27 protein-coding genes are annotated in these 22,949 nt (G+C 65.2%); 12 read left to right on the plus strand and 15 right to left on the minus strand.

From position 1 onward, the window contains the following. Window positions 1–36 precede the first annotated feature (36 nt). The 5 genes from phnK to phnG are packed head-to-tail and all read right to left on the minus strand — an operon-like array spanning window position 37 to window position 3,842. The gene (gene phnK / locus ACGYLI_RS15165) at window positions 37–807 is read right to left on the minus strand and encodes a phosphonate C-P lyase system protein PhnK (RefSeq protein ID WP_067261337.1); all 771 of its coding nucleotides are present in this window, start codon (window positions 805–807) and stop codon (window positions 37–39) included. Further along, entirely contained in the window at window positions 804–1,673 is an 870-nt protein-coding gene (locus ACGYLI_RS15170; RefSeq protein WP_209217597.1) for an alpha-D-ribose 1-methylphosphonate 5-phosphate C-P-lyase PhnJ, read from the minus strand. The genes phnK and ACGYLI_RS15170 overlap by 4 nt, the downstream gene beginning before the upstream one ends. A gap of 47 nt (window positions 1,674–1,720) precedes the next feature. After that, entirely contained in the window at window positions 1,721–2,824 is a 1,104-nt protein-coding gene (locus tag ACGYLI_RS15175; RefSeq protein ID WP_394419744.1) for a carbon-phosphorus lyase complex subunit PhnI, read from the minus strand. After that, on the minus strand, window positions 2,824–3,384 hold the full coding sequence (phnH, locus tag ACGYLI_RS15180; RefSeq protein ID WP_394419746.1) for a phosphonate C-P lyase system protein PhnH: 561 nt from the start codon (window positions 3,382–3,384) through the stop codon (window positions 2,824–2,826). Before phnH ends, ACGYLI_RS15175 begins: the two co-directional genes overlap by 1 nt. Further along, window positions 3,384–3,842 carry a phosphonate C-P lyase system protein PhnG gene (gene phnG / locus ACGYLI_RS15185; RefSeq protein ID WP_394419747.1) on the minus strand — a complete coding sequence of 153 codons (459 nt, stop codon included), beginning with the start codon at window positions 3,840–3,842 and terminating at the stop codon, window positions 3,384–3,386. Before phnG ends, phnH begins: the two co-directional genes overlap by 1 nt. 101 nt (window positions 3,843–3,943) lie before the next feature. On the opposite strand from phnG, the gene phnF reads away from it, so the two are divergent. Beyond that, entirely contained in the window at window positions 3,944–4,657 is a 714-nt protein-coding gene (gene phnF / locus ACGYLI_RS15190) for a phosphonate metabolism transcriptional regulator PhnF (RefSeq protein WP_394419749.1), read from the plus strand. Here phnF and ACGYLI_RS15195 read toward each other — a convergent pair. The 5 genes from ACGYLI_RS15195 to phnC all read right to left on the minus strand — a co-directional run bounded on the left by ACGYLI_RS15195 (window position 4,654) and on the right by phnC (window position 9,269). Beyond that, complete coding sequence (locus ACGYLI_RS15195; protein ID WP_394419751.1) at window positions 4,654–5,268, minus strand: chloramphenicol acetyltransferase; 615 nt, start codon at window positions 5,266–5,268, stop codon at window positions 4,654–4,656. The genes phnF and ACGYLI_RS15195 overlap by 4 nt on opposite strands. Then, entirely contained in the window at window positions 5,268–6,503 is a 1,236-nt protein-coding gene (gene phnE / locus ACGYLI_RS15200) for a phosphonate ABC transporter, permease protein PhnE (RefSeq protein ID WP_394419828.1), read from the minus strand. The genes ACGYLI_RS15195 and phnE (ACGYLI_RS15200) overlap by 1 nt, the downstream gene beginning before the upstream one ends. Before the next feature lie 65 nt (window positions 6,504–6,568). After that, complete coding sequence (gene phnE / locus ACGYLI_RS15205) at window positions 6,569–7,447, minus strand: phosphonate ABC transporter, permease protein PhnE (RefSeq protein ID WP_394419753.1); 879 nt, start codon at window positions 7,445–7,447, stop codon at window positions 6,569–6,571. A gap of 73 nt (window positions 7,448–7,520) precedes the next feature. After that, a complete protein-coding gene (gene phnD, locus ACGYLI_RS15210; RefSeq protein WP_271689405.1) occupies window positions 7,521–8,429 on the minus strand; it encodes a phosphonate ABC transporter substrate-binding protein in 909 nt (302 codons plus the stop codon). A gap of 45 nt (window positions 8,430–8,474) precedes the next feature. Beyond that, window positions 8,475–9,269 carry a phosphonate ABC transporter ATP-binding protein gene (gene phnC, locus ACGYLI_RS15215; protein WP_067261353.1) on the minus strand — a complete coding sequence of 265 codons (795 nt, stop codon included), beginning with the start codon at window positions 9,267–9,269 and terminating at the stop codon, window positions 8,475–8,477. Window positions 9,270–9,700: 431 nt separating this feature from the next. On the opposite strand from phnC, the gene ACGYLI_RS15220 reads away from it, so the two are divergent. From ACGYLI_RS15220 to ACGYLI_RS15245, 6 genes are all read left to right on the plus strand, one after another. Beyond that, on the plus strand, window positions 9,701–9,955 hold the full coding sequence (locus tag ACGYLI_RS15220; protein ID WP_209217383.1) for a hypothetical protein: 255 nt from the start codon (window positions 9,701–9,703) through the stop codon (window positions 9,953–9,955). Then, a complete protein-coding gene (locus ACGYLI_RS15225) occupies window positions 9,952–10,713 on the plus strand; it encodes a ChaN family lipoprotein (RefSeq protein ID WP_394419755.1) in 762 nt (253 codons plus the stop codon). The genes ACGYLI_RS15220 and ACGYLI_RS15225 overlap by 4 nt, the downstream gene beginning before the upstream one ends. An 11-nt stretch (window positions 10,714–10,724) precedes the next feature. Beyond that, entirely contained in the window at window positions 10,725–11,042 is a 318-nt protein-coding gene (locus ACGYLI_RS15230) for an antibiotic biosynthesis monooxygenase family protein (RefSeq protein WP_394419757.1), read from the plus strand. Between the two features lie 161 nt (window positions 11,043–11,203). Continuing rightward, on the plus strand, window positions 11,204–11,377 hold the full coding sequence (locus ACGYLI_RS15235) for a hypothetical protein (RefSeq protein ID WP_394419759.1): 174 nt from the start codon (window positions 11,204–11,206) through the stop codon (window positions 11,375–11,377). 8 nt (window positions 11,378–11,385) lie between these two features. Continuing rightward, a complete protein-coding gene (locus tag ACGYLI_RS15240; protein ID WP_082851946.1) occupies window positions 11,386–11,550 on the plus strand; it encodes a hemin uptake protein HemP in 165 nt (54 codons plus the stop codon). Window positions 11,551–11,646: 96 nt separating this feature from the next. Next, window positions 11,647–12,075, plus strand: a complete 429-nt coding sequence (locus tag ACGYLI_RS15245; RefSeq protein WP_394419761.1) for a YqaA family protein — start codon at window positions 11,647–11,649, stop codon at window positions 12,073–12,075. 3 nt (window positions 12,076–12,078) lie between these two features. On the opposite strand, the gene ACGYLI_RS15250 is transcribed toward ACGYLI_RS15245, so the two are convergent. After that, window positions 12,079–12,600: a cell wall hydrolase gene (locus tag ACGYLI_RS15250; RefSeq protein ID WP_271691887.1), complete on the minus strand. Its 522-nt coding sequence runs from the start codon at window positions 12,598–12,600 to the stop codon at window positions 12,079–12,081. 141 nt (window positions 12,601–12,741) lie between these two features. Here ACGYLI_RS15250 and ACGYLI_RS15255 point away from each other — a divergent pair, with 141 nt between their 5' ends. Beyond that, window positions 12,742–13,470 carry a UTRA domain-containing protein gene (locus ACGYLI_RS15255; RefSeq protein ID WP_394419765.1) on the plus strand — a complete coding sequence of 243 codons (729 nt, stop codon included), beginning with the start codon at window positions 12,742–12,744 and terminating at the stop codon, window positions 13,468–13,470. A 37-nt stretch (window positions 13,471–13,507) separates the two neighbouring features. Here ACGYLI_RS15255 and hutU read toward each other — a convergent pair whose 3' ends face one another. Genes hutU through hutI form a run of 4 tightly spaced genes read right to left on the minus strand, consistent with a single transcriptional unit; the run spans window position 13,508 to window position 18,727 of the window. Then, window positions 13,508–15,175 carry a urocanate hydratase gene (gene hutU / locus ACGYLI_RS15260; protein WP_394419767.1) on the minus strand — a complete coding sequence of 556 codons (1,668 nt, stop codon included), beginning with the start codon at window positions 15,173–15,175 and terminating at the stop codon, window positions 13,508–13,510. Beyond that, window positions 15,172–15,972 carry an N-formylglutamate deformylase gene (hutG, locus tag ACGYLI_RS15265; protein WP_394419829.1) on the minus strand — a complete coding sequence of 267 codons (801 nt, stop codon included), beginning with the start codon at window positions 15,970–15,972 and terminating at the stop codon, window positions 15,172–15,174. The genes hutU and hutG overlap by 4 nt, the downstream gene beginning before the upstream one ends. Window positions 15,973–15,983: 11 nt before the next feature. Beyond that, complete coding sequence (hutH, locus tag ACGYLI_RS15270; RefSeq protein ID WP_394419769.1) at window positions 15,984–17,522, minus strand: histidine ammonia-lyase; 1,539 nt, start codon at window positions 17,520–17,522, stop codon at window positions 15,984–15,986. After that, window positions 17,519–18,727 (minus strand): imidazolonepropionase, encoded by a 1,209-nt coding sequence (hutI, locus tag ACGYLI_RS15275; RefSeq protein WP_394419771.1) that lies wholly within the window; start codon window positions 18,725–18,727, stop codon window positions 17,519–17,521. Before hutI ends, hutH begins: the two co-directional genes overlap by 4 nt. A gap of 85 nt (window positions 18,728–18,812) precedes the next feature. On the opposite strand from hutI, the gene ACGYLI_RS15280 reads away from it, so the two are divergent. The 4 genes from ACGYLI_RS15280 (at window position 18,813) to ACGYLI_RS15295 (ending at window position 22,928) form a co-directional block, all read left to right on the plus strand. Next, a complete protein-coding gene (locus ACGYLI_RS15280) occupies window positions 18,813–20,171 on the plus strand; it encodes a formimidoylglutamate deiminase (RefSeq protein ID WP_394419773.1) in 1,359 nt (452 codons plus the stop codon). Window positions 20,172–20,280: 109 nt separating this feature from the next. Next, window positions 20,281–20,499, plus strand: coding sequence for a hypothetical protein (locus ACGYLI_RS15285; RefSeq protein ID WP_209217373.1), 219 nt, complete (start codon window positions 20,281–20,283; stop codon window positions 20,497–20,499). Window positions 20,500–20,619: 120 nt separating this feature from the next. Next, window positions 20,620–21,609 (plus strand): ROK family protein, encoded by a 990-nt coding sequence (locus ACGYLI_RS15290; RefSeq protein WP_394419775.1) that lies wholly within the window; start codon window positions 20,620–20,622, stop codon window positions 21,607–21,609. A gap of 47 nt (window positions 21,610–21,656) precedes the next feature. Beyond that, window positions 21,657–22,928, plus strand: a complete 1,272-nt coding sequence (locus tag ACGYLI_RS15295) for a glycerate kinase (RefSeq protein ID WP_394419777.1) — start codon at window positions 21,657–21,659, stop codon at window positions 22,926–22,928. Window positions 22,929–22,949 lie beyond the last annotated feature (21 nt).

Here is a 22,949-nt window from a genome sequence, read left to right on the forward strand (position 1 = left end):
GTATAATTCTGAAATTGAATGGTTTTCTTTGCATGTTCACACCTGTAGCACGCTCGAGACCAAAAGTTGCGTATAGCCGTGCTGCGGGTCGTCGAGCACCTGATCGGTAAGGCCGGTTTCCACCACATGGCCATCCTTCATCACCATCAACCGATCCGCCAAGAGCCGCACCACCGCCAGATCATGGGTCACGATGATGGCGCTCAGCCCCATCTCGCGCACAAGCCCGCGCAGCAGGTCGAGCAGCCGCGCCTGAACGCTCACGTCCAGCCCGCCCGTGGGTTCGTCCATGAAAACCAGCCGCGGCCCGGTCACGAGGTTTCGGGCAATCTGCAAACGCTGCTGCATCCCGCCAGAGAAGGCCGAGGGCCGGTCGTCGATCCGGTCTTCGTTGATCTCGACCCGGCCCAGCCAATCGGTGGCGCTGGCGCGGATGTCGCCGTAGTGCCGCGCGCCCACGGCCATCAGCCGCTCGCCCACATTGCCGCCTGCGCTGACGTTCATGCGCAGCCCGTCGCGGGCGTGTTGGTGGACAAAGGCCCAATCGGTGCGCGACAGCATCCGGCGCTCCGGCTCGCTCATCGTCACCGTGTCGCGCAGCCCATCGGCGCGGGTGTCGAACCGCACCGCCCCGCGATCTGGGGTCAGATGCCCCGCCAGCGTGTTCAGCAGCGTCGACTTGCCCGAGCCGCTTTCCCCGACGATCCCCATGACTTCACCGGGGAAGAGGTCAAAGCTGACATCGGTGCAGCCGATCCGCGCGCCATAGAATTTTGCGATGTTTTCAACTTGCAACAAGGGGGTCATGCCATGCCCTCCACCACAGGTGCTGCATCCGCGCCGCGATGCCCGGCAGCCTGACGCGCCGCGCAATAATCGGTGTCGGAACACATGAACAGACGCCCGCCAGCGTCATCGACGATCAGCTCGTCCAGATAGCTGTCTTCGGCCCCGCAGAGGCCGCAAGGATGGTCGGCCTTGCTCGCCTCAAAGGGGTGGTCCTCGAAATCCAGCGAGACGACCTGCGTATAGGGCGGCAGCGCATAGATCCGCTGCTCGCGCCCCGCGCCGAAGAGTTGGATCGCGGCCATTTCCAGTTTCGGATTGTCGAATTTCGGGATCGGCGAAGGATCCATCACATAGCGCCCCTCGACCTTGACCGGATAGGCATAGGCCGTGGCAATCGCTCCGTGCTGGGCGATGTCTTCGTAAAGTTTCACATGCATCAGCCCGTATTCCTCCAGCTCGTGCATTTTGCGGGTCTCGACCTCCGAAGGCTCAAGAAAGCGCAGCGGTTCGGGGATTGGCACCTGATAGACCAGCACCTGATCCTCGCGCAGCGCGGCTTCGGGGATGCGGTGGCGGGTTTGGATGACGCTGGCCTCGGTCGTGGCTTCGGTCACCGCGACGCCAGCGGTCTTTTGGAAAAAGCGGCGGATCGAGACGGCGTTGGTCGTGTCGTCGGCCCCTTGGTCGATCACCTTGAAGGTATCCTCGGGCGTCAGCACCGCGGCAGAGACTTGCACCCCGCCAGTGCCCCAGCCGTAAGGCATCGGCATCTCGCGGCTGGCAAAGGGCACCTGATAGCCCGGGATCGCCAGCCCTTTCAGGATCGCCCGGCGGATCATCCGCTTGGTCTGCTCGTCCAGATAGGCAAAATTGTAGTCGTTCATGCCCCGGTCCTCATGCCTGTCTTGGTCACTCTGTGTCATGGCAGGGTTCATTCCGCGGCCTCCCGTGGTGCGTCTTGCGCCGCGGCTGTCGCCTCGCGGCGCAGTTTGCGGATCAGTTCGAGTTCGGATTGGAAATCGACGTAATGGGGCAGTTTGATATGCTCCAAGAACCCTGTCGCTTGGATGTTGTCGGCGTGATAGAGCACGAATTCCGCGTCCTGCGCCGGCGCGCCGAGGTTGTCTTCACCCAATTCCTCCCAACGCAATGCCCGGTCCACCAGCGCCATGGAGATCGCCTTGCGCTCGGACATGCCAAAGACCAGCCCATAGCCGCGGGTGAACTGCGGCGGCTCGGTCTTGGAGCCTGCAAATTGGTTCACCGTCTCGCATTCGGTCAGCTCGACCTCGCCGATCTCGATGGCGAAACCCAGTTCGGGAATATCCATTTCGACCGCGACTTTGCCGATGCGCAGTTCCGCGACGAAAGCGTGGTTGCGCGCATAGCCGCGCTGGGTGGAGTAGGCCATGCCGAGCACGAAACCTTCGTCGCCGCGGGTCAGCGCTTGCAGCCGCAGGTCGCGCGTGGCGGGGAGTTCCAGCGGCTCGCGGGTTAGGTCGCGCGGCGGGGTCTTGCTGTCCGTGTCACGCTGCATCAGCCCTTCGCGGTCGAGGAATTCCATGATGTGCGGCGTCTCCGTTGGCGGCTCGCTCTCGGGCGCTTCGGGGGCCGGGGGCACCTCACCATCGGCGGCGAGTTTGAAATCCAGCAGCCGGTGCGTATAGTCGAAGGTCGGCCCCAAGACCTGCCCGCCCGGCGCATCCTTGAAGGTGGCCGAGACGCGGCGGTCGCAGGCCATGCTGCCGGTGTCCATCGGGCGCGAGGCCCCGAAACGCGGCAGGGTGGTGCGATAGGCGCGGATCAGAAACACCGCTTCGATCAGATCGCCCCGCGCCTGTTTGATCGCCAGCGCGGCGAGGTCAGGATCATAGAGCGAGCCTTCGGCCATTACCCGGTTCACCGCCAGCGTCATCTGCTCGCGAATTTGCGCGACGCTCAGTTCCGGCACCTTTGCGTCACCGCGCCGCTCTTCGGCGAGCCATGCGTGGGCGTTGTCGATCGCCCGCTCGCCGCCTTTTACCGCTACATACATCAGGACACCTTTGTGCTTCGGGGCAGCGCCGCCAGACGGTCGCCGCAGGTGAAAATGAAATCCAGCCCACGCGGGAAGAGCGCCGCGCTCTGCTGGAAGGCGGCGCGCTCGGGCAGCGACAGTGCCGCAGTATCCTTGATGCCGGGGCCGGAGAGGGTCGTGCCCTCGCCGCGCAGATCATCCACCTCGACGATCAGCGTGGCAGAGCGGTCGGGGTAGGCGGCGGTCCCGAGGGGGAAGTCGCCGCGCGGCAGGTCGTCCCATGCGCCCAAGGCGAATTGCGCCGCAGTTGCGGGGGCGAAGGGCGCGCCGGTGTGGAAGGTGATCCAGTCGCGCAACTCGGGCCGGTCGAAACCGGGGGCGAGGTAGAGCGGCGTTTCGGGGTCGCAAAGCGTCAGCAGGACGACCCCGGCGGCGGTGGAGAGACCCGCAGGCGGTTCGGCCCCGGTCACGCTGTTGATCTCCCCCGGTTTGGCCATGGCGTTCATCACCGCGCGAAAGGCAAAAGCGGCGTCTTTGGGCGCGTCGCGAAACCCACCTGTCAGCGATAGGGTCTGCATCAGTCTTCTCCTCTGACCATGGTGAAAAAGTCGACCTTGGTGGCGGCGGCCTTGGCGGCCCGGCTGGCGCGGCGCTGGCCCTCGATCTCGGCCAGCGGGTCGAGCAGTTTGGCGCGGACCTCATCCGCCGCATCGCCCTGCATCAGCGCGTCGGTAAGGGCTGCTTGCAGCGCCTTGTCGCGGCTGCGGCCCTGCACATAGGCGTGGCCGTCTGCCCCATCCGTCAGCCGGACCGAACAGCGCGTGACCGACATCTCGCCCATGTTGAAGGCATCGCCCACAGCGCCCATTCGACCCCGCAGCATGACGCCGCCGATCTCAGGCGCGCGGAGCACCTCATGGGCGGGCAGGGGGCCGAAGCCCTCCCATAGCCGGGCGAGATCGCGGGCCTCGGCCCGTGCGAGCAGGCCCATCCACGCCTGCCTGTCGCGGGACTTTTCCTTGGTTTCAACCGTCATCTAGACACCTTGTGCATTTGTCTAATTTACTATACAACTAGACAAGTATTAGCCGCTGGCCTTCCGCTGGCGCAAGCTTGGATATGTGAAACTTCTGCGACATGGCCCGAACTACGATCTGGAAAACCATCACCGCCACGCTCACCCATGACATCGCAACGGGGAAATACGCCCCCGGCGACCGGCTCCCGACCGAGGCGCAATTGGCGGCGCGGTTTGGCGTGAACCGTCACACGGTGCGCCGCGCGATCGGTGACATGAACGAGAGCGGGCTGACCTACAGCCGTCGCGGGGCCGGGGTCTTCGTGGCGCAGCGGCCCACGGATTATCCCATCGGCAAACGGGTGCGCTTTCACCAGAACCTTGCGGCGGCGGGGCGGGTGCCGGCGAAGGAGGTTTTGACGTTGGAGACACGGACGGCTTCGGCCCATGAGGCCGCGCAGTTGGGGCTGGGTGGGGATGCAATGGTGCATGTCTATGAGGGGCTGTCGCTGGCCGATGAGCAGCCCATCGCGATCTTTCGCAGCATCTTTCCCGCCGCGCGGTTTCCTGACCTGTTGGCGGCGCTTGAGGCCAGCCGCTCGGTCACCACGGCTTTGGCGCAGGGCGGGGTGGCGGACTACACCCGCGCCTCGACCCGGCTGACGGCGAAGCTGGCCAATGCCACGCAGGCGCTGCATTTGCGATTGTCCGAAGGCGCGCCGATCCTGCGCTCGGCGGGGATCAATGTGGACCCCGAAGGCGTGCCGGTGGAATATGGGGTGACTTGGTTCGCGGGTGACCGGGTGACGCTGACGCTCAACCCCGGCGACTAGCCGTATTTCTCAAGAAACGCTTCGGCGGGCAAGGTTTGGAAGTCCTTGAGCGATGCTTGCAGTCGGTCATGGGGCCAATCCCACCACGCCAATTCCTCCATCCGCGCGGCGATGCTTTCGGAAAAGCGCCGGCGGAGCGGTTTGGCCGGAATGCCTGCGACGATCATATAGGGGGCGACATCGCGGGTGACGATGGCCCCGCCCGCCACCACCGCGCCGTGCCCGATGGTCACCTCGGGCCGGACCTGCGCGCCGTGGCCCAACCATGTGTCATGGCCAATCACCGTGCGGCGGCTGCGGCGCAGGGCGAACCAATCGGCGTCATCCTCGGCCCCGTCGAAGTAGTCCCCGGCGCGGTAGTGGAAGTGGTGCAGGCTGGCCTTTTCCATCGGGTGATCGGTGGCCCCGATGCGCACACTGGCGGCGATATTGCTGAACTTGCCGACTTGCGAGTTTGCGATGTCGCACCAGCGGTCGCAATAGGAGTAATCCCCGATTTCGGAATGGGCGAGGCGCGTGGCGCGCCCGATCTCGACATAGCGCCCGAACTGCGTGTCAGTCACTTCGCAGTCCGGGTGAAGGAAGGGCGCATCCGCTTTGAGACGCGCCATCAGTGGCCCGCCTCATTGCCCGCAATCAGCTTGCGGCGCAGCCAGCCCGAGAAGCTGTCCATCGCCACCACCATCAGAATGATCAGCACGATGTAATAGCTCACCTCTTCCCAGTCTTTCTGGGTGATGATCGCTTGGGTCAGCAAAAGGCCGATGCCGCCGCCGGTGATCGCGCCGATGATGGTGGCGGACCGGGTGTTGGACTCCAGATAGTAGAGGACTTGGCTCAGCAGAACCGGGGTGATCTGCGGGATCACGCCAAAGCGGTAGCGTTGCACGGGGGTGGCCCCGGTAGAGGCGATGCCTTCGATCTGTTTGTCGTCCACATTCTCAAGCGCCTCGGAAAAGATTTTGCCGAAGGTGCCGGTATCGGTCAGCAGGATCGCCAGCGAGCCGGTCAGCGGGCCGGGGCCAAAAGCGCGGGACAGCACGATGGTCCAAATCAGCCCGTCGACCCCGCGCAGGAAGTCAAAGAGCCGCCGCGCGGCAAAGCGCAGCGCGCCAAGCGGAGAGAAGTTCTTGGCCGCCAAAAACCCCAGCGGCAAGGCGATCATCGCCGCGCCAAAGGTGCCGAGGAAGGCCATGAGAACGGTCTCGACCAGCGCCCAAGCCACATCGCCGTGACGCCACATCTTGTTGGTCCAGAAGTCCTGCCAGATCGCGCCGTATTCACCGCTGCGCAACAGCTCAAGCGGGGACATGCCGTAGTAGGGGCTGTCGAGCGTGAAGAAGAACAGCTCCCAGCCGTTGAAATAGCGGAACACCTCGGCGCGGTTGCGGGTGATCGTGAGGCGGCCTGCCTCCGTGGTCACGGCAAGACGGTTTTTCGAGGCGTTGATCCACGCGGGCAAGGGGCCGTCGGGCAGGGTGGCGTTGACGCCGCTGCGCCCCGGTGTGGCGGTGATCAGCCCGTAGCCCGGCACGTCATAGCGCACCTCTGGCCCCAGTTCGACGGTATGGCCGTTGCCCAACTCGACGATAGAGGTCTCGCCCAAGGTGACCCAATCGGGGGCGGTGCCGGGGGCATAGCGGCCCTTGCGCTCCCCTTCGATGGCGATTTCCATCTCGCCGTTGCGGTTGTCGCGGGCGACATGGGTTTTGTAGCTATAGCTGTCGGCCACCAGCGTCTTCATGTTCGACACATTGATGCGGTCACCCAGCCCGGCCACGTCGAAGGCAAAGAAGACGTAAGTGAGATAGGCAAGGATCAGCACCGGGGCGGCAAGGCTCGCCATGCGTTTGCGCCGGAAGCTACGGCTGGCGACCTGCTGAGCGGGGAGGGTGGAAGCGGTAAGGTCGGTCACAGGATGGCTCCCTTGTCCTTATAGGCGCGGCCATGGGTCAGCCGATCGCGGAAATGGCTTGAGACTTGGTCGACGATGATGATGGTGCCGAAGAGCAGCAGAAAGATCGCCGCCGCCTCGTCGAATTTGCCTTGGCCCCAAGACATCGTGTTGCGCAGGTCATAGCCGATGCCGCCTGCGCCGACGAAGCCGAGGATGGCCGAGGCGCGGATGTTGATCTCGAACCGCAGCAGCGCATAGGAGAGGTAGTTGGGCGCGACCTGCGGCACGACGCCCAGAACCATGCGTTGCAGCCAGCCCGCCCCGACAGACGCAAGGCCGTCGACAGGTTTGAGAGAGGCGTTCTCATTCACCTCGGAAAAAAGCTTGCCGAGCGCACCCACGGTATGCAGCGCGATGGCGATCATCGCAGGCACCGGGCCGCCGCCCAGAAGGAAGATCAGCACCAGCGCGACGACGATCTCAGGCACCGCGCGCAGCACGTCGAGCAGGCGGCGCAGCGGGGCCACGAGCCACGGCGCGGGGGCAAGGCCGCGGGTAGCCAGAAGGGCAGCGAAGAAAGCCAGCAGCGCGCCGATCAGCGTGGCGGCCCCGGCGATGTTCACCGTCTCGATCAGAGAGGGGAGGTATTTCGCGAAATAGCCGGGCAGCAGATGGATGCGCGCCCACGCTTCGCTCAGCACATCGGCGGGGAAGTCAAAGACATTGGGCAGCCCGTTCCAGAACCCGCCTGCGTTACGGGCATTGGCGGTGCCGAAACCGCCGATCAGCAGGGCCAGGAAAACGACCAGCAGGATCATGTTCATCACCCGCTTGTGTCGGGTGTGGGCAAGGTAATCCGCCGTGATATCTGGCGCGGTGGTGGTCTGGTGCATCTGTCGTCCCCCTATGACGACAGGCCCCGACAATCGTTGTCGGGACCTGCCAGATGTCTTGTAATCGCTGCGATCAGTTGGATTTCGCCTTGCGCGCTTCGACGATCGAGACATAGGCGTCATGCGCGATCGGATCGAAACCAAGGCTCTCGCCCGCGGCCACGCCGTAGGCGCAATCGGCGTCTTTCTCGTGCAGTTCATCCACCAGTTGGGTCATGGTCGCCTTGACCTCTTCGGGCAGGGCCTTGCGCAGAACGACCGGGCCTTCGGGGATCGGCTTGGAGCGCCAGATTTCCACCAGATCGTTCATGTCGACGAGGCCCGCGTCCACGGCTTTGCGCAGCGCGCCGGAGTTGTAGCCGTCTTCCCAGTTGCCCTGACCGTCGGCCCATGTCACGCCGCCGTCGACATCGCCGTTGTTGACCGCGACGATGGTCTGCTCATGGCCGCCGGTGAATTTCACTTCGCCGAAGTAATCGCCGGATTCCATCGTGGCACCAGTGGTCTGGGGGATTTCGATGGAGGGGATCAGGTAGCCCGAGGTGGAGTTCGGATCGCCAAAGCCAAAGACCTTGCCCTGCATGTCTTCGAGGCTCTCGATGCCCGCATCTTTGCGCGCGAAACCGATGGAGTGATAGCCGTAGGAGCCATCGAGGTTGATCTTGACCAGCACCGGCTCGACCGCTTCGGGGTCTTGCAGGTGCACGGCGGCATAGGCCGAGGCGCCGAGCCATGCCATGTCGAGCGTGCCGCCCAGCAGGCCCTGGATCACGCCGTTATAGTCGGCCGGGGCAAAGAGTTTGGCCGGAACGCCAAGGCGCTCTTCGGTGTAGCCGCGCAGACACTCGTAGGAGTTCATCCGGTCCTGCGCGTTTTCCCCGCCGAGGATGCCGATGCGGAATTCGTCGATCTCGGCACTTTGGGCCATGGCGGTGCCGGTGAGGGCCGTGGTTGCCAAGGCGGCGGCGATGAGCTTTTTCATTGTGTCGTCTCCGTTTGCAAAAAATGCCCTTTGGGGCGGGTCGTGTCAGGCTGGCACTTTGTCCAGCGTTTCGATCTCGGTTGAGGTGGCGGCTTCGGAAAAGCTGCTGTCCGCACCGTAGATTTCGCGGGCCATGCCGGTGGTCAGCTGCTCGGGCGTGCCGTCAAAGACGATCTTGCCGTCGCGCATCCCCACCACGCGGTCGCAGTAGCGGCGCGCGGTATCCAGCGTGTGAAGGTTGGCGATGACCATGCGGCCGTCTTCCTCGTGAATGCGGCGCAGCGATTGCATCACCACCTGCGCGTTCATCGGGTCGAGGCTGGCGATGGGTTCATCCGCCAGAATGATCTGCGGGTCCTGCATCAGGGCGCGGGCGATGGCGACGCGCTGTTGCTGCCCGCCGGAAAGCGCCTCGGCCCGTTTGGGCGCGTGCTGTGCGATGCCCAGCCGGTCGAGGATTTCGATGGCGCGGGTGATGTCGGCATCGGGGTAGAGGTTGAAGATGCTGCTGAGCGTCGAGCGGCGGTTGAGCGTGCCGTGCAGCACGTTCGATACCACATCCATCCGTGGGACGAGGTTGAACTGCTGAAAGATCATCGCGCATTCCGCCTGCCAGCCGCGCCGGGCCGCGCCACGCAGGGCGGTCACATCGCGCCCCTGAAACAGGATCTGCCCCGAGGAGGCATCGGTCAGCCGGTTGAGCATCCGCAGCAGGGTGGATTTCCCCGCGCCGGAGCGCCCGATGATTCCGATCATCTGCGGCTTGTCGACCTCTAGGTTGGCGCGGGCCACCGCTGTGTTCGCGCCGAATGTTTTGGTCAGTTCAGAAATGACGAGCATAAGTCCCCCGGGGTTTGCGGGGCGACCTATCGCAGCGGTGAATGTCACGAATGTTTAAGTTTGACGAAGCTTTTGTAACGCGTCCTTTTTTGCGGAACGGCTGCCTAAGTCCGCGCGTTTGTGCTGGTTTCATAGGCGCTTGTGCGATGCCGCCGCCGCTGCGCACGGGTCAAAAGAGCGGGGCTGCGAGTGCCGAAGAGCCGGTGGAACGCAATAAAACAAGAGCCTGCGAAATAGAGCTTGCGGAACAAACTGGGCGGATTAATGCTTTCTCTCACAAGGCGGTTCAGATAGGGCCGCATCTGGTCAGGCCGCGCAATTGGCGCAGCGACCGTTAAGATCTTTGGCCGGATCACCGCGCGCGCAGTGGCCTCCACCCGCGCCCCCTATGGTGAGACAGGCCCCCGACAAGCATTCAAAGGAGCGCGTTCATGGACGCCCAAGTTATCGCATTTCTGATTCTGCTGCCGATCACGCTGGTTTTCGTCTACGCAGGCATCCACGAGTTTCGGCGCTACAAAAGCGAGGGCAAGGCGAACTACGGGTTGGTCTTTGACGAGGAAAGCGGCACCACCCATGTCAGCGGCATCGCCGAAGACGAAGACCCGTTCGACCCCGAAGACTTTGACCCCAACGATTACAACGACCCCGAAATCAAAACCGACACGGATGAGCGCAAATCGTGAGGGCGAAGCGCCTTTGCGCCGCGATGCTGCTCTGGCTGGCGCCGCCCGCGAACGCTGACACCCCCGCCGAGATCGTGATCTTGGGCGAGGTGCATGACAACCCCCATGCCCATCTCGAACAGGCCGCTGCCCTAAAGGCGCTGCGTCCTACGGCAGTGGTGTTCGAAATGCTCACCGCCGAAGAGTCGGCAAAGGCCGACGCCGATCGCAGCCAGATTGCGCAGGCTTGGGCGGCGAGCGGGTGGCAGCACTTCGATATCTATGCCCCCATCTTTGACGCTTTGGGAGACGCCCGCATCATCGGCGCCGCCGCCCCGCGTGAGGCTGTGCAACGCGTGTACAGCGAGGGGGCAGCCGAGCTCTTCGGGCCTGAGGCGGCGCGCTTCGGCCTCGACCAGCCCTTGCCGGAGGATCAGCAGGCCGGGCGTGTAGCGTTGCAATTCGCCGCCCATTGCGAAGCCATGCCGCGCGAGATGATGGGCGGGATGGTCGCCGTGCAGCGCTACCGCGACGCCACCTTCGCCCGCGCCGCGCTCAACGCGCTCGAAGCCTACGGCCCGCCGGTGGCCGTGATCACCGGCAATGGCCACGCCCGCACCGATTGGGGCATTCCCGCCCTCATCGCTCAAGCCGCGCCCGAAGTCACGACCCATGCCATCGGCTTTGTAGAGGCCGAGACCGCGGTGCCTTTCGATGAGGCCCGTCTCATCCCGCCCGCCGAGCGCGACGCCCCCTGCAACGCCCTGATCGAGAACTAAAGGACAGGCCCATGTATCTTGCCATGAACCGTTTCACCGTATTGCCCGAAAACGCCGTCGCTTTCGAAGAACTATGGCTGAACCGTGAAAGCCACCTGAAGGACAGCGAGGGCTTCGTGTCCTTCCACATGCTGAAAGGGCCGGAGGCGGAGGGGACGATTCTCTATGCTTCTCACACCGTTTGGCAAAGCGAAGCACATTTCCGGGCTTGGACCACCAGCGACGCCTTCCGCGCGGCCCATGCGCGGGCGGGGCAGACCCGCAAGCTGCATGAAGGCTCGCCCCGGTTCGAGGGCTTCAGCGCCATTCAGAAGATCGACGCGGAATGACGCTTGGGGGCCGGCTTTTCTATACTTGACTAAAATAATCGGATTAAGTAGCCGTTAAGGGAGCCCGGTCTTTTTGCCGGGAGAATGTACGACTTTACGCCGAAACCGTCCAAGCCACCGCGCGTCGGAAGCCCGGATGTCAATGGAAAGGAGCCCGCCCCGTGAGGACACCCGTGACCACGCCCGAGCCAATGAGCCATGCCCGGCTACAGACCCCATCCAACAACAGCTGGCGCGATATCGCGTTTGGCAGCAACGATGCCGCAGCCTGCGAAGGCTTCGGCCTTGAGCATCTCATCGATCTGCAACGCGCACGCCAATTGGGAGACCTGTGATGAGCCTGATGCAAAAACTGCCCGATCCATCGCCCGCCGCCCAACCGGCCCAAGAGGCCGTGCATGATGCCCGTGCCTTGGTGCCCAATGGCTCGACCGCGAATATCGTCTTGGACGGCCAGACCTATACGCTGCGCATCACGCGGGCGGGCAAGTTGATCCTGACCAAATAAGCCTGCGCGCTTTTCCAAAGCGCGGCTTGCCCTGTGGGCGCGGCGTCTTTACTGACGCGCCATGCCCTGCCGTCTCTGCCCACTTTTGCCGCCGACATGCTGGCCCTGCTGAGCCTGTTCTTCGCGGCGCTGCTGGCGGCCACCCTGATCCCCGCGCAATCCGAAGCGGTGCTATTGGGGCTGATGTGGTCGGGCGCTCATGCCACGGCACTTCTGTGGCTGGTGGCGACGCTGGGGAATGTGCTGGGATCGCTGCTGAACTGGTGGCTGGGTCGCTACCTTAGTCATTTCGCCGATCACCGCTGGTTTCCCTTTTCGGCCAAGCAGATGGCCCGCGCCTCTGGCTGGTATCGGCGTTGGGGCTATTGGAGCCTGCTGGCCAGTTGGGTGCCGATCATCGGCGATCCGCTGACCTTGGCCGCGGGCATGTTGCGCGAACCGCTTTGGCGGTTCTTGCTGATCGTTTCTCTCGCGAAGGGCGGGCGTTACCTCGTGCTGATCCTGATCGCCCGCGGGGGTTTGTGACCCTTAGTGCGGGGTGATCCCTTCGAGCGGCGGCAGCGGGTTGGGCGCGGTCACAAGATGGGCGCGGCGCTTTTCGTAAAAGGCATTGCCGCCCGCCGTCACCACATAATGCATGTTGTTGTAGTTCGCATTGTACCACGCCGCGTGGAAGAATTTTGCGCGGGTGACTTTCGGATGCCGCTCCCCCTGAAGCACGGCAAGCGCCGTGGCGCGGGCCAGCGGGGCGCCGCGGTCGGTCATCGGTTTCGTCATCACGCCGGGGGCGAATTGATTGGGCTGACCGACCACGCCGCAGACCGTGTCAGGGAAGGCGTCGGAGTGGACGCGGTTCAGCACCACCGTCCCCACGGCCACCATTCCGTCGCGGCTGGAACGGTTGGATTCGAAATACATCGCGCGGGCCATACACTCCACCTCATCCGCCGGAACCGCGACGACTTCGGTCTGTTTGCCACCGCAGGCGGCGAGCAGGCCAAGGCCTAAGATCAGAGCGGCAGTGCGGATTTTCGGGGGCTGAACGCGCATGGGCGGCCTTTCTGGCTGAGGGGGCAGGTGGCGGGTAATTTTCCAGCAAACGCGGGCGGAGGCAAGACCCGCGCCCGGCTCCGGCGGTTTCCTTCCGGGCTGGCGCGCGGGGGCGCTTGGGCTGGGCATTGATCTAGTGTAATGCTTGGTAAAACAGTCATGATCGCAGCAGGCCGCGCTATGAAAGTCACCTACCGGGATGTGAAAACCGACATCCTGTCAAAGATCACCAAGGGCGAGTGGCCGTTGGGCAGCCTTGTGCCCAATGAGGTCGATCTGGCCGAGACCTATGGCTGCGCCCGGGCGACGGTCAACCGCGCCATGCGCGAATTGGCCGAAGAGGGGTTTATCGAGCGGCGGCGCAAGGCGGGGACGCGGGTGCGCATGGCCCCGCTGCGGCAGGCGCGTTTCGACATTCCGCTGGTCCGGGCCGAGATCGAAGAGAAGGGCGCCGACTATCGGTATTCGCGGGTCAGTCACGCGATTGAGCCTGCGCCCGACTGGCTGCGCGCCCGGCTCAAACTGAGCGCGGGGAGCGAGGCATTGCATCTGGTTTGCATGCATTACGCCGATGGCGACCCCTATCAATTTGAGGACCGTTGGATCAACCTCGCCACCCTCCCGCAGGCGCGGGAGGAGAGTTTCACCGATGTCGGGCCGAACGAATGGCTGATCTCGGCCATTCCCTTTTCGGATGTGGAGATCAGCCTCTCCGCCGGTCTGGCCGATCAGCGGCTGAGCGAATACCTCGCCTGCGGCTTGGGCGATCCGGTTTTTACCGTCGAGCGTTCGACGTGGTGGGAGGGGCAGGCGGTGACCTATGTGCGGCTGTCCTACCGCCCCGGCCACCGCCTGACCACGCGCTATTAAGCTGCCGCCGCCGCGAGCGGGCGGCGGCGCTCAGCGCTTAAAGGATACCCGGCAGGTTCAGCCCGTGTTCGCGGGCGCAATCGCGCGCTTCGTCATAGCCCGCGTCCGCATGGCGCATCACGCCCGTCGCCGGGTCGTTCCAGAGCACCCGCTCGATCCGCCGGTCGGCGTCCTCGGACCCGTCACAGCAGATCACCATGCCAGAGTGCTGTGAGAAGCCCATGCCAACCCCGCCGCCGTGGTGCAGCGACACCCAAGTCGCCCCCGAGGCGGTGTTCAAAAGCGCGTTCAGCAGCGGCCAGTCCGACACGGCATCCGAGCCGTCTTTCATCGCCTCCGTCTCGCGGTTGGGCGAGGCGACGGAGCCGCTGTCGAGGTGGTCGCGGCCAATCACCACCGGCGCGCTGAGTTCGCCTGTGCGGACCATCTCATTGAAGGCCAGCCCCAGCTTGTGGCGCACGCCTAAGCCCACCCAACAAATCCGTGCAGGCAGCCCTTGGAAAGAGATACGCTCCCGCGCCATGTCGAGCCAGTTGTGCAGATGCGTGTCCTCAGCGAGGATTTCCTTCACCTTGGCGTCGGTCTTGTAGATATCCTCAGGATCGCCCGACAGCGCTGCCCAGCGGAAGGGGCCGATGCCGCGGCAGAACAGCGGGCGGATGTACGCGGGCACGAAGCCGGGGAAGTCGAAAGCGTTCTGCAACCCTTCCTCCAGCGCCATCTGGCGGATGTTGTTGCCATAGTCGACCGTTGGGATGCCCGCGGTGTGGAAATCGACCATCGCTTGCACCTGCACCTTCATCGAGGCGCGGGCGGCTTTTTCGACCGCTTTGGGATCGCTCTCACGTTTCTCGCGCCATGCGCCCATCGTCCAGCCCTGCGGCAGGTAGCCGTTCACCGGGTCATGGGCCGAGGTCTGGTCGGTCACGATATCGGGGCGGACCCCGCGTTTCACCAGCTCGGGAAAGACATCGGCGGCATTGCCCAGAAGTGCAACCGATTTCGCCTCGCCCGCGGCGGTCCACCGCTCGATCATCGCCAGCGCCTCATCAAGGCTGTCGGTCTTTTCGTCGACGTAGCGGGTGCGCAGGCGGAAATCGATGCTGTCGGGATTGCACTCCACCGCCAGACAGCAGGCCCCGGCCATGACCGCGGCCAAAGGCTGCGCGCCGCCCATACCGCCCAAGCCCCCGGTGAGGATCCACTTGCCTTTGAGGTCACCGCCATAGTGCTGGCGGCCTGCCTCGACGAAGGTCTCATAGGTGCCCTGCACGATGCCTTGGCTGCCGATGTAGATCCACGAGCCGGCGGTCATCTGGCCGTACATCGCCAGACCCTTTTTATCGAGTTCGTTGAAGTGATCCCAATTCGCCCAATGTGGCACGAGGTTGGAGTTGGCGATCAATACGCGCGGGGCGTCCTTATGGGTTTGGAAGACGCCCACGGGCTTGCCCGATTGTACCAGCAGTGTCTGGTCTTCTTCCAAGGCGCGCAGGGAGGCGACGATCTGGTCGTAGTCCTTCCAAGTCCGCGCCGCGCGCCCGATGCCGCCATAGACGACCAGCTCATGCGGGTTCTCGGCCACGTCGGGGTGCAGGTTGTTCATCAGCATCCGCAGCGGCGCTTCGGTCAGCCAGCTTTTCGCCGAAAGCTCGGTGCCGGTGGCGGGATAGACGTCACGGGTGTTCTTGCGCGGATCGCTCATGCTGTGCCTTTCAGGGTAGGGGCCAGTGCGGCCAGAGTTGTCAGGATATCGGTCAGATGGACGCGCAGCCGCGCGGCCTGGTCGGGGGCATAGGGCCAAGGCGGGGCCTCGGCGCCGAGGTAGCTGCTTTGCGCCAGTTCCATCTGGATCGCGTGGACCCCTTCGGCGGGGCGGCCATAGTGGCGCGTGGTCCAGCCTCCCTTGAAGCGCCCGTTGCTGACGGCGGTGTAGCCGGGTGCGGCGGCGCAGATCTCGGCGACGGCGGCTTCGATCTCCGGCGCGGAGGTGGTGCCGAGGTTCGTGCCGATGTTGAAATCGGGCAGCGGGCCGTCAAAGAGGAAGGGGATCAGCGAGCGGATCGAGTGGCAGTCATAGAGGATCGCGACCCCATGCAGGTCGCGGACGCGGGCCAGTTCGGCCTCAAGCGCGGCATGATAGGGCGCGTGGTATGCCACGCGGCGGGCCTCAACCTCGGCTGCGTCGGGCGGGGTGGTCCAGATGTCTTGCCCGTCGAAATCCGTCAACGGCACCAGCCCGGTGGTGTTCTGCCCGGGGTAGAGCGATGCGCCCGAAGGGTCGCGGTTGGCGTCGATAACATAGCGGTGGAAGGTCGCGCGCACCGTGGTCGCGCCGGGCAGCAACCCGTCGTAGAGCCGATCGATATGCCAATCGGTATCCGCCAATTCCCGCCCGCGCGGGTTCAGGTCGCGCCGGATGGCCTCGGTCAGGTCAGTCCCGGTGTGGGGCAGGCCGAGCACGATGGGGCTGTCGCCGCGGGTGATCTCGACGGGGGTGATCTCAGCGGGGGTCATGTGGAAAGCCCCGGCATCTCGCAGGCGGCGGCGCGGGTGATCTCACCGCCCGCTACCATCCGTGCCGCGCGTTCCAGATCGGGGGCGAGGTAGCGGTCTTTCTCCAGCGTGGCGACCTCTTCGCGGACCCGCGCGACCACCCGCTGCAAGGTCTCGCTGGTGGCCAGCGGCGCGCGAAAGTCGATGCCCTGCGCGGCGCAGAGCAGTTCCACCCCAAGGATGCGGTTCAGGTTCTCGACCATTTGCCCGAGCCGTCGCGCGCCATGGGCGGCCATGCTGACGTGATCCTCTTGGTTGGCCGAGGTCGGCGTGCTGTCGGTGACGCAAGGGTTGGCGAGATGTTTGTTCTCGCTCATCAGGGCGGCGGTGGTGACTTCGGCGATCATATAGCCGCTGTTGAGGCCGGGGGTCGGCGTCAGGAAGGGCGGCAGGTTGAAGCTGAGCACCGGGTCCACGATCAGCGCCACCCGGCGCTGCGCGATGGCGCCGATCTCGGCCACGGCGAGGGCGATCATATCGGCGGCGAAACCCACCGGCTCGGCATGGAAATTCCCGCCCGAGACGATGAGGTCTGCCCCCGTCAGCACCAGCGGGTTATCGGTGGCGGCATTGGCTTCGACCTCCAGCGTGGCGGCGGCCATGCGCAGCACGTCCATCGCCGCCCCCGTCACCTGCGGTTGGCAGCGGATGCAATAAGGGTCTTGGACGCGGGCATCATTCGCCACATGGCTCTCCCGGATTTCTGAGCCATTGAGCAGGGCGCGCATGGTCTCGCCCGCCTCGATCTGGCCGCGATGGCCGCGCAGGACGTGGATCTCGGGCTGTAGCGGCGCGGTGGAGCCCATGATCGCATCCGTCGACAGGGCTGAGATCACCAGCGCCGAGTTCGCGGCCTGCCATGCGTCGAAGAGTCCCGCCAGCGCGAAAGCGGTGGAGAATTGTGTGCCATTGATCAGCGCCAGCCCTTCCTTCGGGCCGAACTCCAACGGGGTGAGACCCGCAGCAGTCAGCGCCGCGCCGCCCGTCATGACGCGGCCCTCCAACTCCGCCTCGCCATGGCCCATCATCACGGCGGCCATATGCGCTAAGGGGGCCAGATCGCCCGAGGCGCCGACCGAGCCTTGCGCCGGGATCACCGGGGTCACGCCCCGCTCAAGCATGGCTTCGATCAGGTCCACGACCGCCAGCCGCACGCCCGAGGCACCGCGCCCGAGGCTCAGCAGTTTCAGCGCCATCAGCAGCCGCGCATGGCCGCGCGTGATCGCGGGGCCAACACCGCAGCAGTGCGACAGGATCAGGTTGCGTTGCAGCGCCGCCGTATCCTCCGCCGCGATCTTGACCGAGGCGAGCTTGCCGAAACCGGTGTTCACGCCGTAAACGGCATCTTCGCCCGCCACGGCCCGAGCGATGCGGGCATGGGCGTCTTCGATTGCGGGGCGGCAGGCGGGGTCGAGCCGCACAGATGCCTCTTCGCGGTAGATGCGGGCCAGATCGTCCAACGTGGCCGCGCCGGGGGTGAGGGTCAGGGTGGTCACGATTGGCCTCCGAAAATGCGGGAATTAAGCGGGTTGAAGCCGATGCGATAGGCAAGTTCGGCCGGGTGTTTAATGTCCCAAACGGCGAGGTCGGCGCGCAGGCCGCGGCGGATCATGCCGCAATCGTCCAGCCCGAGCGCGCGGGCGGCATGTTGCGTGGCGCCGCGCAGCGCCTCTTCGGGCGTTATGCGGAACAGGGTGCAGCCCATGTTAAGCGTCAAGAGGAGGGAGTTGAGCGGCGAAGACCCGGGGTTGATATCCGTCGCCAGCGCCATCGGCACGCTGTGTTTGCGCAGCAGGTCGATGGGCGGCGCTTGGGTCTCGCGCAATGTATAGAAGGCACCGGGCAGTAGAACGGCCACGCTGCCCGCTTCGGCCATCGCGCTCACGCCGCTCTCATCAAGGTATTCGATATGATCCGCCGAGAGCGCGCCATAGGAGGCCGCCAGCCGCGCGCCGCCCAAGTTCGACAATTGCTCGGCATGGAGTTTCACCGGCAGGCCCAATTCCCGCGCCAGGTCAAAGACCCGTGCGATCTGGGCGGGCTGAAAGGCGATGCCCTCGCAGAACCCGTCGACCGCATCGACCAGCCCTTCGGCATAGGCGGCACGCAGGGCGGGGAGGCAGACCTCGTCGATATAGGCATCCGCGCGGCCTGCGTATTCGGCAGGCACCGCATGGGCGGCGAGGAAGGTGGTTGAGACGCGGATCGGGCGCTGCTGGCCAATGGCACGGGCGGTGCGCAACATGCGCAGCTCGGTCTCGATATCCAGACCGTAGCCGGATTTGACTTCGATGGCCGTGACCCCTTCGGCGATCAGCACGTCGACGCGGCGCAGGGCATCGGCCAGCAACTCTGCCTCATCGGCGGCGCGGGTGGCGGTGACGGTTGAGACGATGCCGCCCCCGGCGCGGGCGATTTCCTCATAGCTGGCGCCCTCCAGCCGCATCTCGAACTCCCGCGCGCGGTCGCCGCCGTGCACGATATGGGTGTGGCAATCGATCAGCCCGGGGGTGACAAGCCGCTGGCCCAGCGATTCGGCGGGCAGGGCGCGGTAGCCTTGCGGCAGATCATCGCGCGGGCCGACCCATGCGATCTGGCCCTCGGCAATCGCGATCGCCGCATCTTTGATCAAACCATAGGGCTGTGGGCCATCCATCGTCGCCGCCGTGAGGTCGACCAAGACCCGATCCTGCGCTGTCATCCTATCGCCTCCTCCTCAGGTTTCGCTTTTATACATCGGTTTTATTTGCTATATGTCTATACATAAAGAAGCAAAGGGCCGTCAAATGATTTTCGCTACACATGCAAAACTGCCGCAGGGATGGGCGCGAGAGGTTCGGATCACGGTTGCCGATGGGCGGGTGACGCAGGTTGAGACCGGGCAGGCACCGCAGGCCGATGACACCCGTGTCGACACCCTGCTGCCGGCGCTGGCCAATCTGCACAGCCACAGCTTCCAACGCGCCATGGCCGGGATGACCGAGACGCGCTTGGCCGGGAAAGACAGTTTCTGGACGTGGCGCGAACTGATGTATCGCTTCACCGCGCATCTGACGCCTGCGCATATCGAAGCCATCGCGGCCTTCGTCTTCCTAGAGATGCAAGAGGCCGGTTTCGCCAGCGTGGGAGAGTTTCACTACCTCCACCACCAACCGGACGGCACGCCCTATGACGATCTGGGGGAGCTATCGGCCCGGATCGCGGCGGCGGCAGCACAGACGGGGATCGGGCTGACCCATCTGCCGGTGCTCTATACCTATGGCGGGGCGGGGCAGCAGCCCTTGCAGGCGGGGCAGGCGCGTTTTGGCAATGGGGTGGCGCGCTTCGGCGCGCTGGTTGAGCAGGCGCAGCGGGCGGTGCGGGACCTCCCCCCCGATTGCCGCGTCGGCATCGCGCCCCATTCGCTGCGCGCCACCGCCCCGGCGGAATTGGCCGAGGTGCTGGCCGCCCATCCCGATGTACCAACCCATATCCACATCGCCGAACAGCCCAAAGAGGTCGCGGATATCTCCGCATGGCTTGGCGCACGCCCGGTCGAGTGGTTGCTGGCCAATGCCGAGGTGGCCGAGAACTGGTGCCTGATCCACGCCACTCATATGACGGAAGGTGAGACCGCTGCCATGTCCCACAGCGGCGCGGTGGCAGGGCTTTGCCCGGTGACGGAGGCCAATTTGGGCGATGGGCCGTTCAACGGGCCGGGTTACCTTGCCGCCGGGGGGCGGTTTGGCATCGGATCGGATTCCAATGTGTTGATTTCGCTGACCGAGGAATTGCGCACGCTGGAATATTCGCAACGTCTGCGGGATTTGGCGCGCAATGTGATGGTGGCGGGCGAAGGTTCGGTCGGGGCGGCGCTTTACACGGGCGCGGCGCGTGGCGGGGCGCAGGCGCTTGGCCGGGGCCGGGGCGAGATTGCCGTGGGCGAGTGGGCCGATCTTGTGGCGATCGACAGCCAAGACCCGGCGCTCTGCGCGCTGCGGCTCGACCAATTGCTCGACGGTCTGGCCTTTGCCGCCAAGGACCGGGTGGTGACCGATCTGTGGTCAGCGGGCCGCCATGCGGTGACGTGCGGGCGGCACCGGCAGCGGGATCGGATCGTGGCGGGTTACCGTCGCACCATGGCAGAGGTGATGGCGCTTTTGTGAAACCTTCCCTTTTCGGGAACTTTAGCGCGCTCTGCCGGGTTGGCCCGGTAACGAGGACCGCGCGAAGTGCTGCGCGGCACAGCCCGAAGACAGCGAAAGGGAGTGGATCATGAGCCCACCAGACACGAACCTCAAAAAACAGGAAAGCCGTCACAAATGGCCCCTGATCGGCATGGCGCTTGTGGTGATCTTTGGCGTCGGGATCATCGTCTATTGGACGGGCGAGGAAGTCGCCACCGCGCCCGAGACGGAAGAAGAAGTGATCGTCGACGAGGAAAACGTCATCGAGGGCGACGATGAAGCATCGGTGCCGATCGCCCCTGATTGATCCAAACGGACAGCACCCAAATGCGAAACCCGAAAGCCTCGGCTTTCGGGTTTTGTTGTTTGACCTTGGCCGCGCGTGCGGGCCATCTTGCATCGGTATCAGGGGCAGCAAGGCAGGCACATGTGGTATTTGGTAGGGGACATCGGCGGCACCAATCTGCGCCTCGCAGCGGTAGACCCGGCGGGGGCGGTGGTAGAACGCCGCACCCATCCCACCGACGGGCTGACCACTTTGCCCGACGCCTGCGCGACGCTTTGTGCCGAGATGGGCCGCCCGCCCGAAGGGGTGGCCATGGCGGTGGCCGGGGTGGTTGTCGACGGGCAGGTGCGGATGACCAATGCAGCGCGCAGCATTTCGCGCGATGATCTGGCGCGGGCCTGCGGTTTGGACCCCGCCAAGGTGCTGTTGCTCAATGATTTCGAGGCGGCGGCTTGGTCCTTGGCCACGCTGGATGCGGATAAAGTGACCTATCTTCAGGGCCGGCCCGACCCGCAACCAGGGGCGCGGGTGATCATCGGCCCGGGGACGGGCCTTGGCGTCGGGTCTCTGGTCTGGCAGGGCGCGCGGCCCACGGCGGTGCCGGGCGAGGGGGGGCATCTGCGGCTCACCCCCCATAGCGCCGAGGAAGTGGCCTATTTCGAAGCCCTGATCGCGCTCTGGCCCGAGGTGCAGATGGGCGCGGCGCTGGCGGTCGAGGCCGAGGCGATCCTGTCGGGCACCGGCATGCCCTATTGGTATCGCGCCATCGCCTCCGCACGGGGCGAGGCGGCGCATTTGGAGGGGGCGGCGGCGATTTTCGCGGCGGCCAAGGCCGGGGAGGACGCGAGCGCCTGTCGTGCGGTTGCTCTGATGGTGCAGTATCTTGGCGGGGTCGCGGGGGATCTGGGCTTGGTCATGGGCGCGCGGGGCGGGGTCTTCATCACGGGGGGCGTGGCGCAGCAGAACCCGTGGATGCTGGATGACAGCTTCCGCGCCGCCTTCAACGCAGGGGGGCGGCACAGCAAATGGCGCGCGGCGATGCCCTTGGGCCTGTGCAGCGACCCCGACTTTGGCCTGCTGGGCGCGCGCAACTGCCTGTTTGTTCAGCATGAACGCCCCCTGCCGGATTGACAGCAGACAACGGGCCGCCATGATCGCCGCAGCAGTCGGAGTGCCCTATGTCCAACCTCAATGACCCGAAACGCCAGTTCTTGGCCGAAATGTTCGACACCGCCGTCGCCGCCGCCGATCCGCATTTGATCCTGAAAGACCAGCTGCCGCCGCCGCCCAAAGGGCGCACGGTGGTGATCGGTGCGGGCAAGGGGGCGGCGCAATTGGCGCAGGCGTTCGAGGCCATCTGGCCGCATTCCTATGATGGTGTCGTGGTCACCCGCTACGGCTATGGCGCGCCTTGTCAGCGGATCAAGGTGCTGGAGGCCGCCCACCCGGTGCCCGATCAGGCCGGGGTCGAGGCTGCCCGCGCCTTGCAGGAAGCGGTGCAAGGTCTGGGGCCGGAGGATCAGGTGATCGCGCTGGTCTGCGGCGGCGGCTCATCGCTTTTGCCCGCCCCGCCAGAGGGGCTGACGTTGGAGGATTTGAAGGCGTTGAACGCGGCGCTCTTGGCCTCGGGCGCGCCGATTTCGGTCATGAATGACATCCGCAAGCAGTTCAGCACGGTCAACGGCGGACGTCTGGCGGAACTGGCCCATCCCGCACGGGTGGTGAGCCTTGTCGTCTCGGATGTGCCGGGGGATGATCCGGGGGCCGTGGCCTCGGGCCCCACGGTGCCGGGGCGGCGTACTGCGGCGGCGGTGTTGGAAGAGGTGGCCGCGCGGGGGTTGGAACTGCCGGAGCGCTGTATGGCTTTTCTGCAAAAGGCCGCCGCGCAGCCTCAGCAGGACGCGCCGAGTACGACGCAGACCCATGTCATTGCCTCTGCCGGTCTGTCGCTTGCCGCGGCGGCCAAGGCCGCGCAGGCGCGGGGGGTGAACGCGTGGATCCTGTCGGACGCGATCGAGGGCGAGGCGCGGGAGGTGGCGCTGGTCCATGCGGCCCTTGCCCGACAGGCGCAGGAAAGCGGTTTTCCCCATCCTGCACCGCTGGTGCTGCTCTCGGGTGGGGAGACGACGGTCACCCTGCGCCACAAGGGGCGCGGCGGACGCAACAGTGAGTTTGCGCTGTCCCTTGCGCTGGCGCTCGAAGGGCGGGAGGGGATCACCGCTTTGGCGGCGGATACCGATGGGATTGACGGGTCGGAGGATAACGCGGGCGCCTTCGTCGAGGCGGGCACGGCGGCTGCGATGCGCGCGGCGGCTGTGGACCCGCGCGGCGCTTTGCAGCGCAACGATGCTTTCGGGGCCTTCGAGGCGATAGATGCACTGTTCCACACTGGCCCCACCGGGACCAATGTGAATGATTTTCGCGCCCTTCTGATCGGCGATCTGCCGTAGCGTCCGCTCGCCTCGGGGCCG

This window comes from Sulfitobacter sp. 1A13421 (genome assembly GCF_043557285.1).
Taxonomy (GTDB): domain Bacteria; phylum Pseudomonadota; class Alphaproteobacteria; order Rhodobacterales; family Rhodobacteraceae; genus Sulfitobacter; species Sulfitobacter faviae.

What these genes read in the sequence shown, in the direction of transcription:
- phnK (WP_067261337.1), bottom strand. Translation starts at nt 807, where the DNA reads ATGACCCCCTTGTTGCAAGTTGAAAACATCGCAAAATTCTATGGCGCG.
- ACGYLI_RS15170 (WP_209217597.1), bottom strand. Translation starts at nt 1,673, where the DNA reads ATGAACGACTACAATTTTGCCTATCTGGACGAGCAGACCAAGCGGATG.
- ACGYLI_RS15175 (WP_394419744.1), bottom strand. Translation starts at nt 2,824, where the DNA reads ATGTATGTAGCGGTAAAAGGCGGCGAGCGGGCGATCGACAACGCCCAC.
- phnH (WP_394419746.1), bottom strand. Translation starts at nt 3,384, where the DNA reads ATGCAGACCCTATCGCTGACAGGTGGGTTTCGCGACGCGCCCAAAGAC.
- phnG (WP_394419747.1), bottom strand. Translation starts at nt 3,842, where the DNA reads ATGACGGTTGAAACCAAGGAAAAGTCCCGCGACAGGCAGGCGTGGATG.
- phnF (WP_394419749.1), top strand. Translation starts at nt 3,944, where the DNA reads ATGGCCCGAACTACGATCTGGAAAACCATCACCGCCACGCTCACCCAT.
- ACGYLI_RS15195 (WP_394419751.1), bottom strand. Translation starts at nt 5,268, where the DNA reads ATGGCGCGTCTCAAAGCGGATGCGCCCTTCCTTCACCCGGACTGCGAA.
- phnE (WP_394419828.1), bottom strand. Translation starts at nt 6,503, where the DNA reads ATGGCGAGCCTTGCCGCCCCGGTGCTGATCCTTGCCTATCTCACTTAC.
- phnE (WP_394419753.1), bottom strand. Translation starts at nt 7,447, where the DNA reads ATGCACCAGACCACCACCGCGCCAGATATCACGGCGGATTACCTTGCC.
- phnD (WP_271689405.1), bottom strand. Translation starts at nt 8,429, where the DNA reads ATGAAAAAGCTCATCGCCGCCGCCTTGGCAACCACGGCCCTCACCGGC.
- phnC (WP_067261353.1), bottom strand. Translation starts at nt 9,269, where the DNA reads ATGCTCGTCATTTCTGAACTGACCAAAACATTCGGCGCGAACACAGCG.
- ACGYLI_RS15220 (WP_209217383.1), top strand. Translation starts at nt 9,701, where the DNA reads ATGGACGCCCAAGTTATCGCATTTCTGATTCTGCTGCCGATCACGCTG.
- ACGYLI_RS15230 (WP_394419757.1), top strand. Translation starts at nt 10,725, where the DNA reads ATGTATCTTGCCATGAACCGTTTCACCGTATTGCCCGAAAACGCCGTC.
- ACGYLI_RS15240 (WP_082851946.1), top strand. Translation starts at nt 11,386, where the DNA reads ATGCAAAAACTGCCCGATCCATCGCCCGCCGCCCAACCGGCCCAAGAG.
- ACGYLI_RS15245 (WP_394419761.1), top strand. Translation starts at nt 11,647, where the DNA reads ATGCTGGCCCTGCTGAGCCTGTTCTTCGCGGCGCTGCTGGCGGCCACC.
- ACGYLI_RS15250 (WP_271691887.1), bottom strand. Translation starts at nt 12,600, where the DNA reads ATGCGCGTTCAGCCCCCGAAAATCCGCACTGCCGCTCTGATCTTAGGC.
- ACGYLI_RS15255 (WP_394419765.1), top strand. Translation starts at nt 12,742, where the DNA reads ATGCTTGGTAAAACAGTCATGATCGCAGCAGGCCGCGCTATGAAAGTC.
- hutU (WP_394419767.1), bottom strand. Translation starts at nt 15,175, where the DNA reads ATGAGCGATCCGCGCAAGAACACCCGTGACGTCTATCCCGCCACCGGC.
- hutI (WP_394419771.1), bottom strand. Translation starts at nt 18,727, where the DNA reads ATGACAGCGCAGGATCGGGTCTTGGTCGACCTCACGGCGGCGACGATG.
- ACGYLI_RS15280 (WP_394419773.1), top strand. Translation starts at nt 18,813, where the DNA reads ATGATTTTCGCTACACATGCAAAACTGCCGCAGGGATGGGCGCGAGAG.
- ACGYLI_RS15285 (WP_209217373.1), top strand. Translation starts at nt 20,281, where the DNA reads ATGAGCCCACCAGACACGAACCTCAAAAAACAGGAAAGCCGTCACAAA.
- ACGYLI_RS15290 (WP_394419775.1), top strand. Translation starts at nt 20,620, where the DNA reads ATGTGGTATTTGGTAGGGGACATCGGCGGCACCAATCTGCGCCTCGCA.
- ACGYLI_RS15295 (WP_394419777.1), top strand. Translation starts at nt 21,657, where the DNA reads ATGTCCAACCTCAATGACCCGAAACGCCAGTTCTTGGCCGAAATGTTC.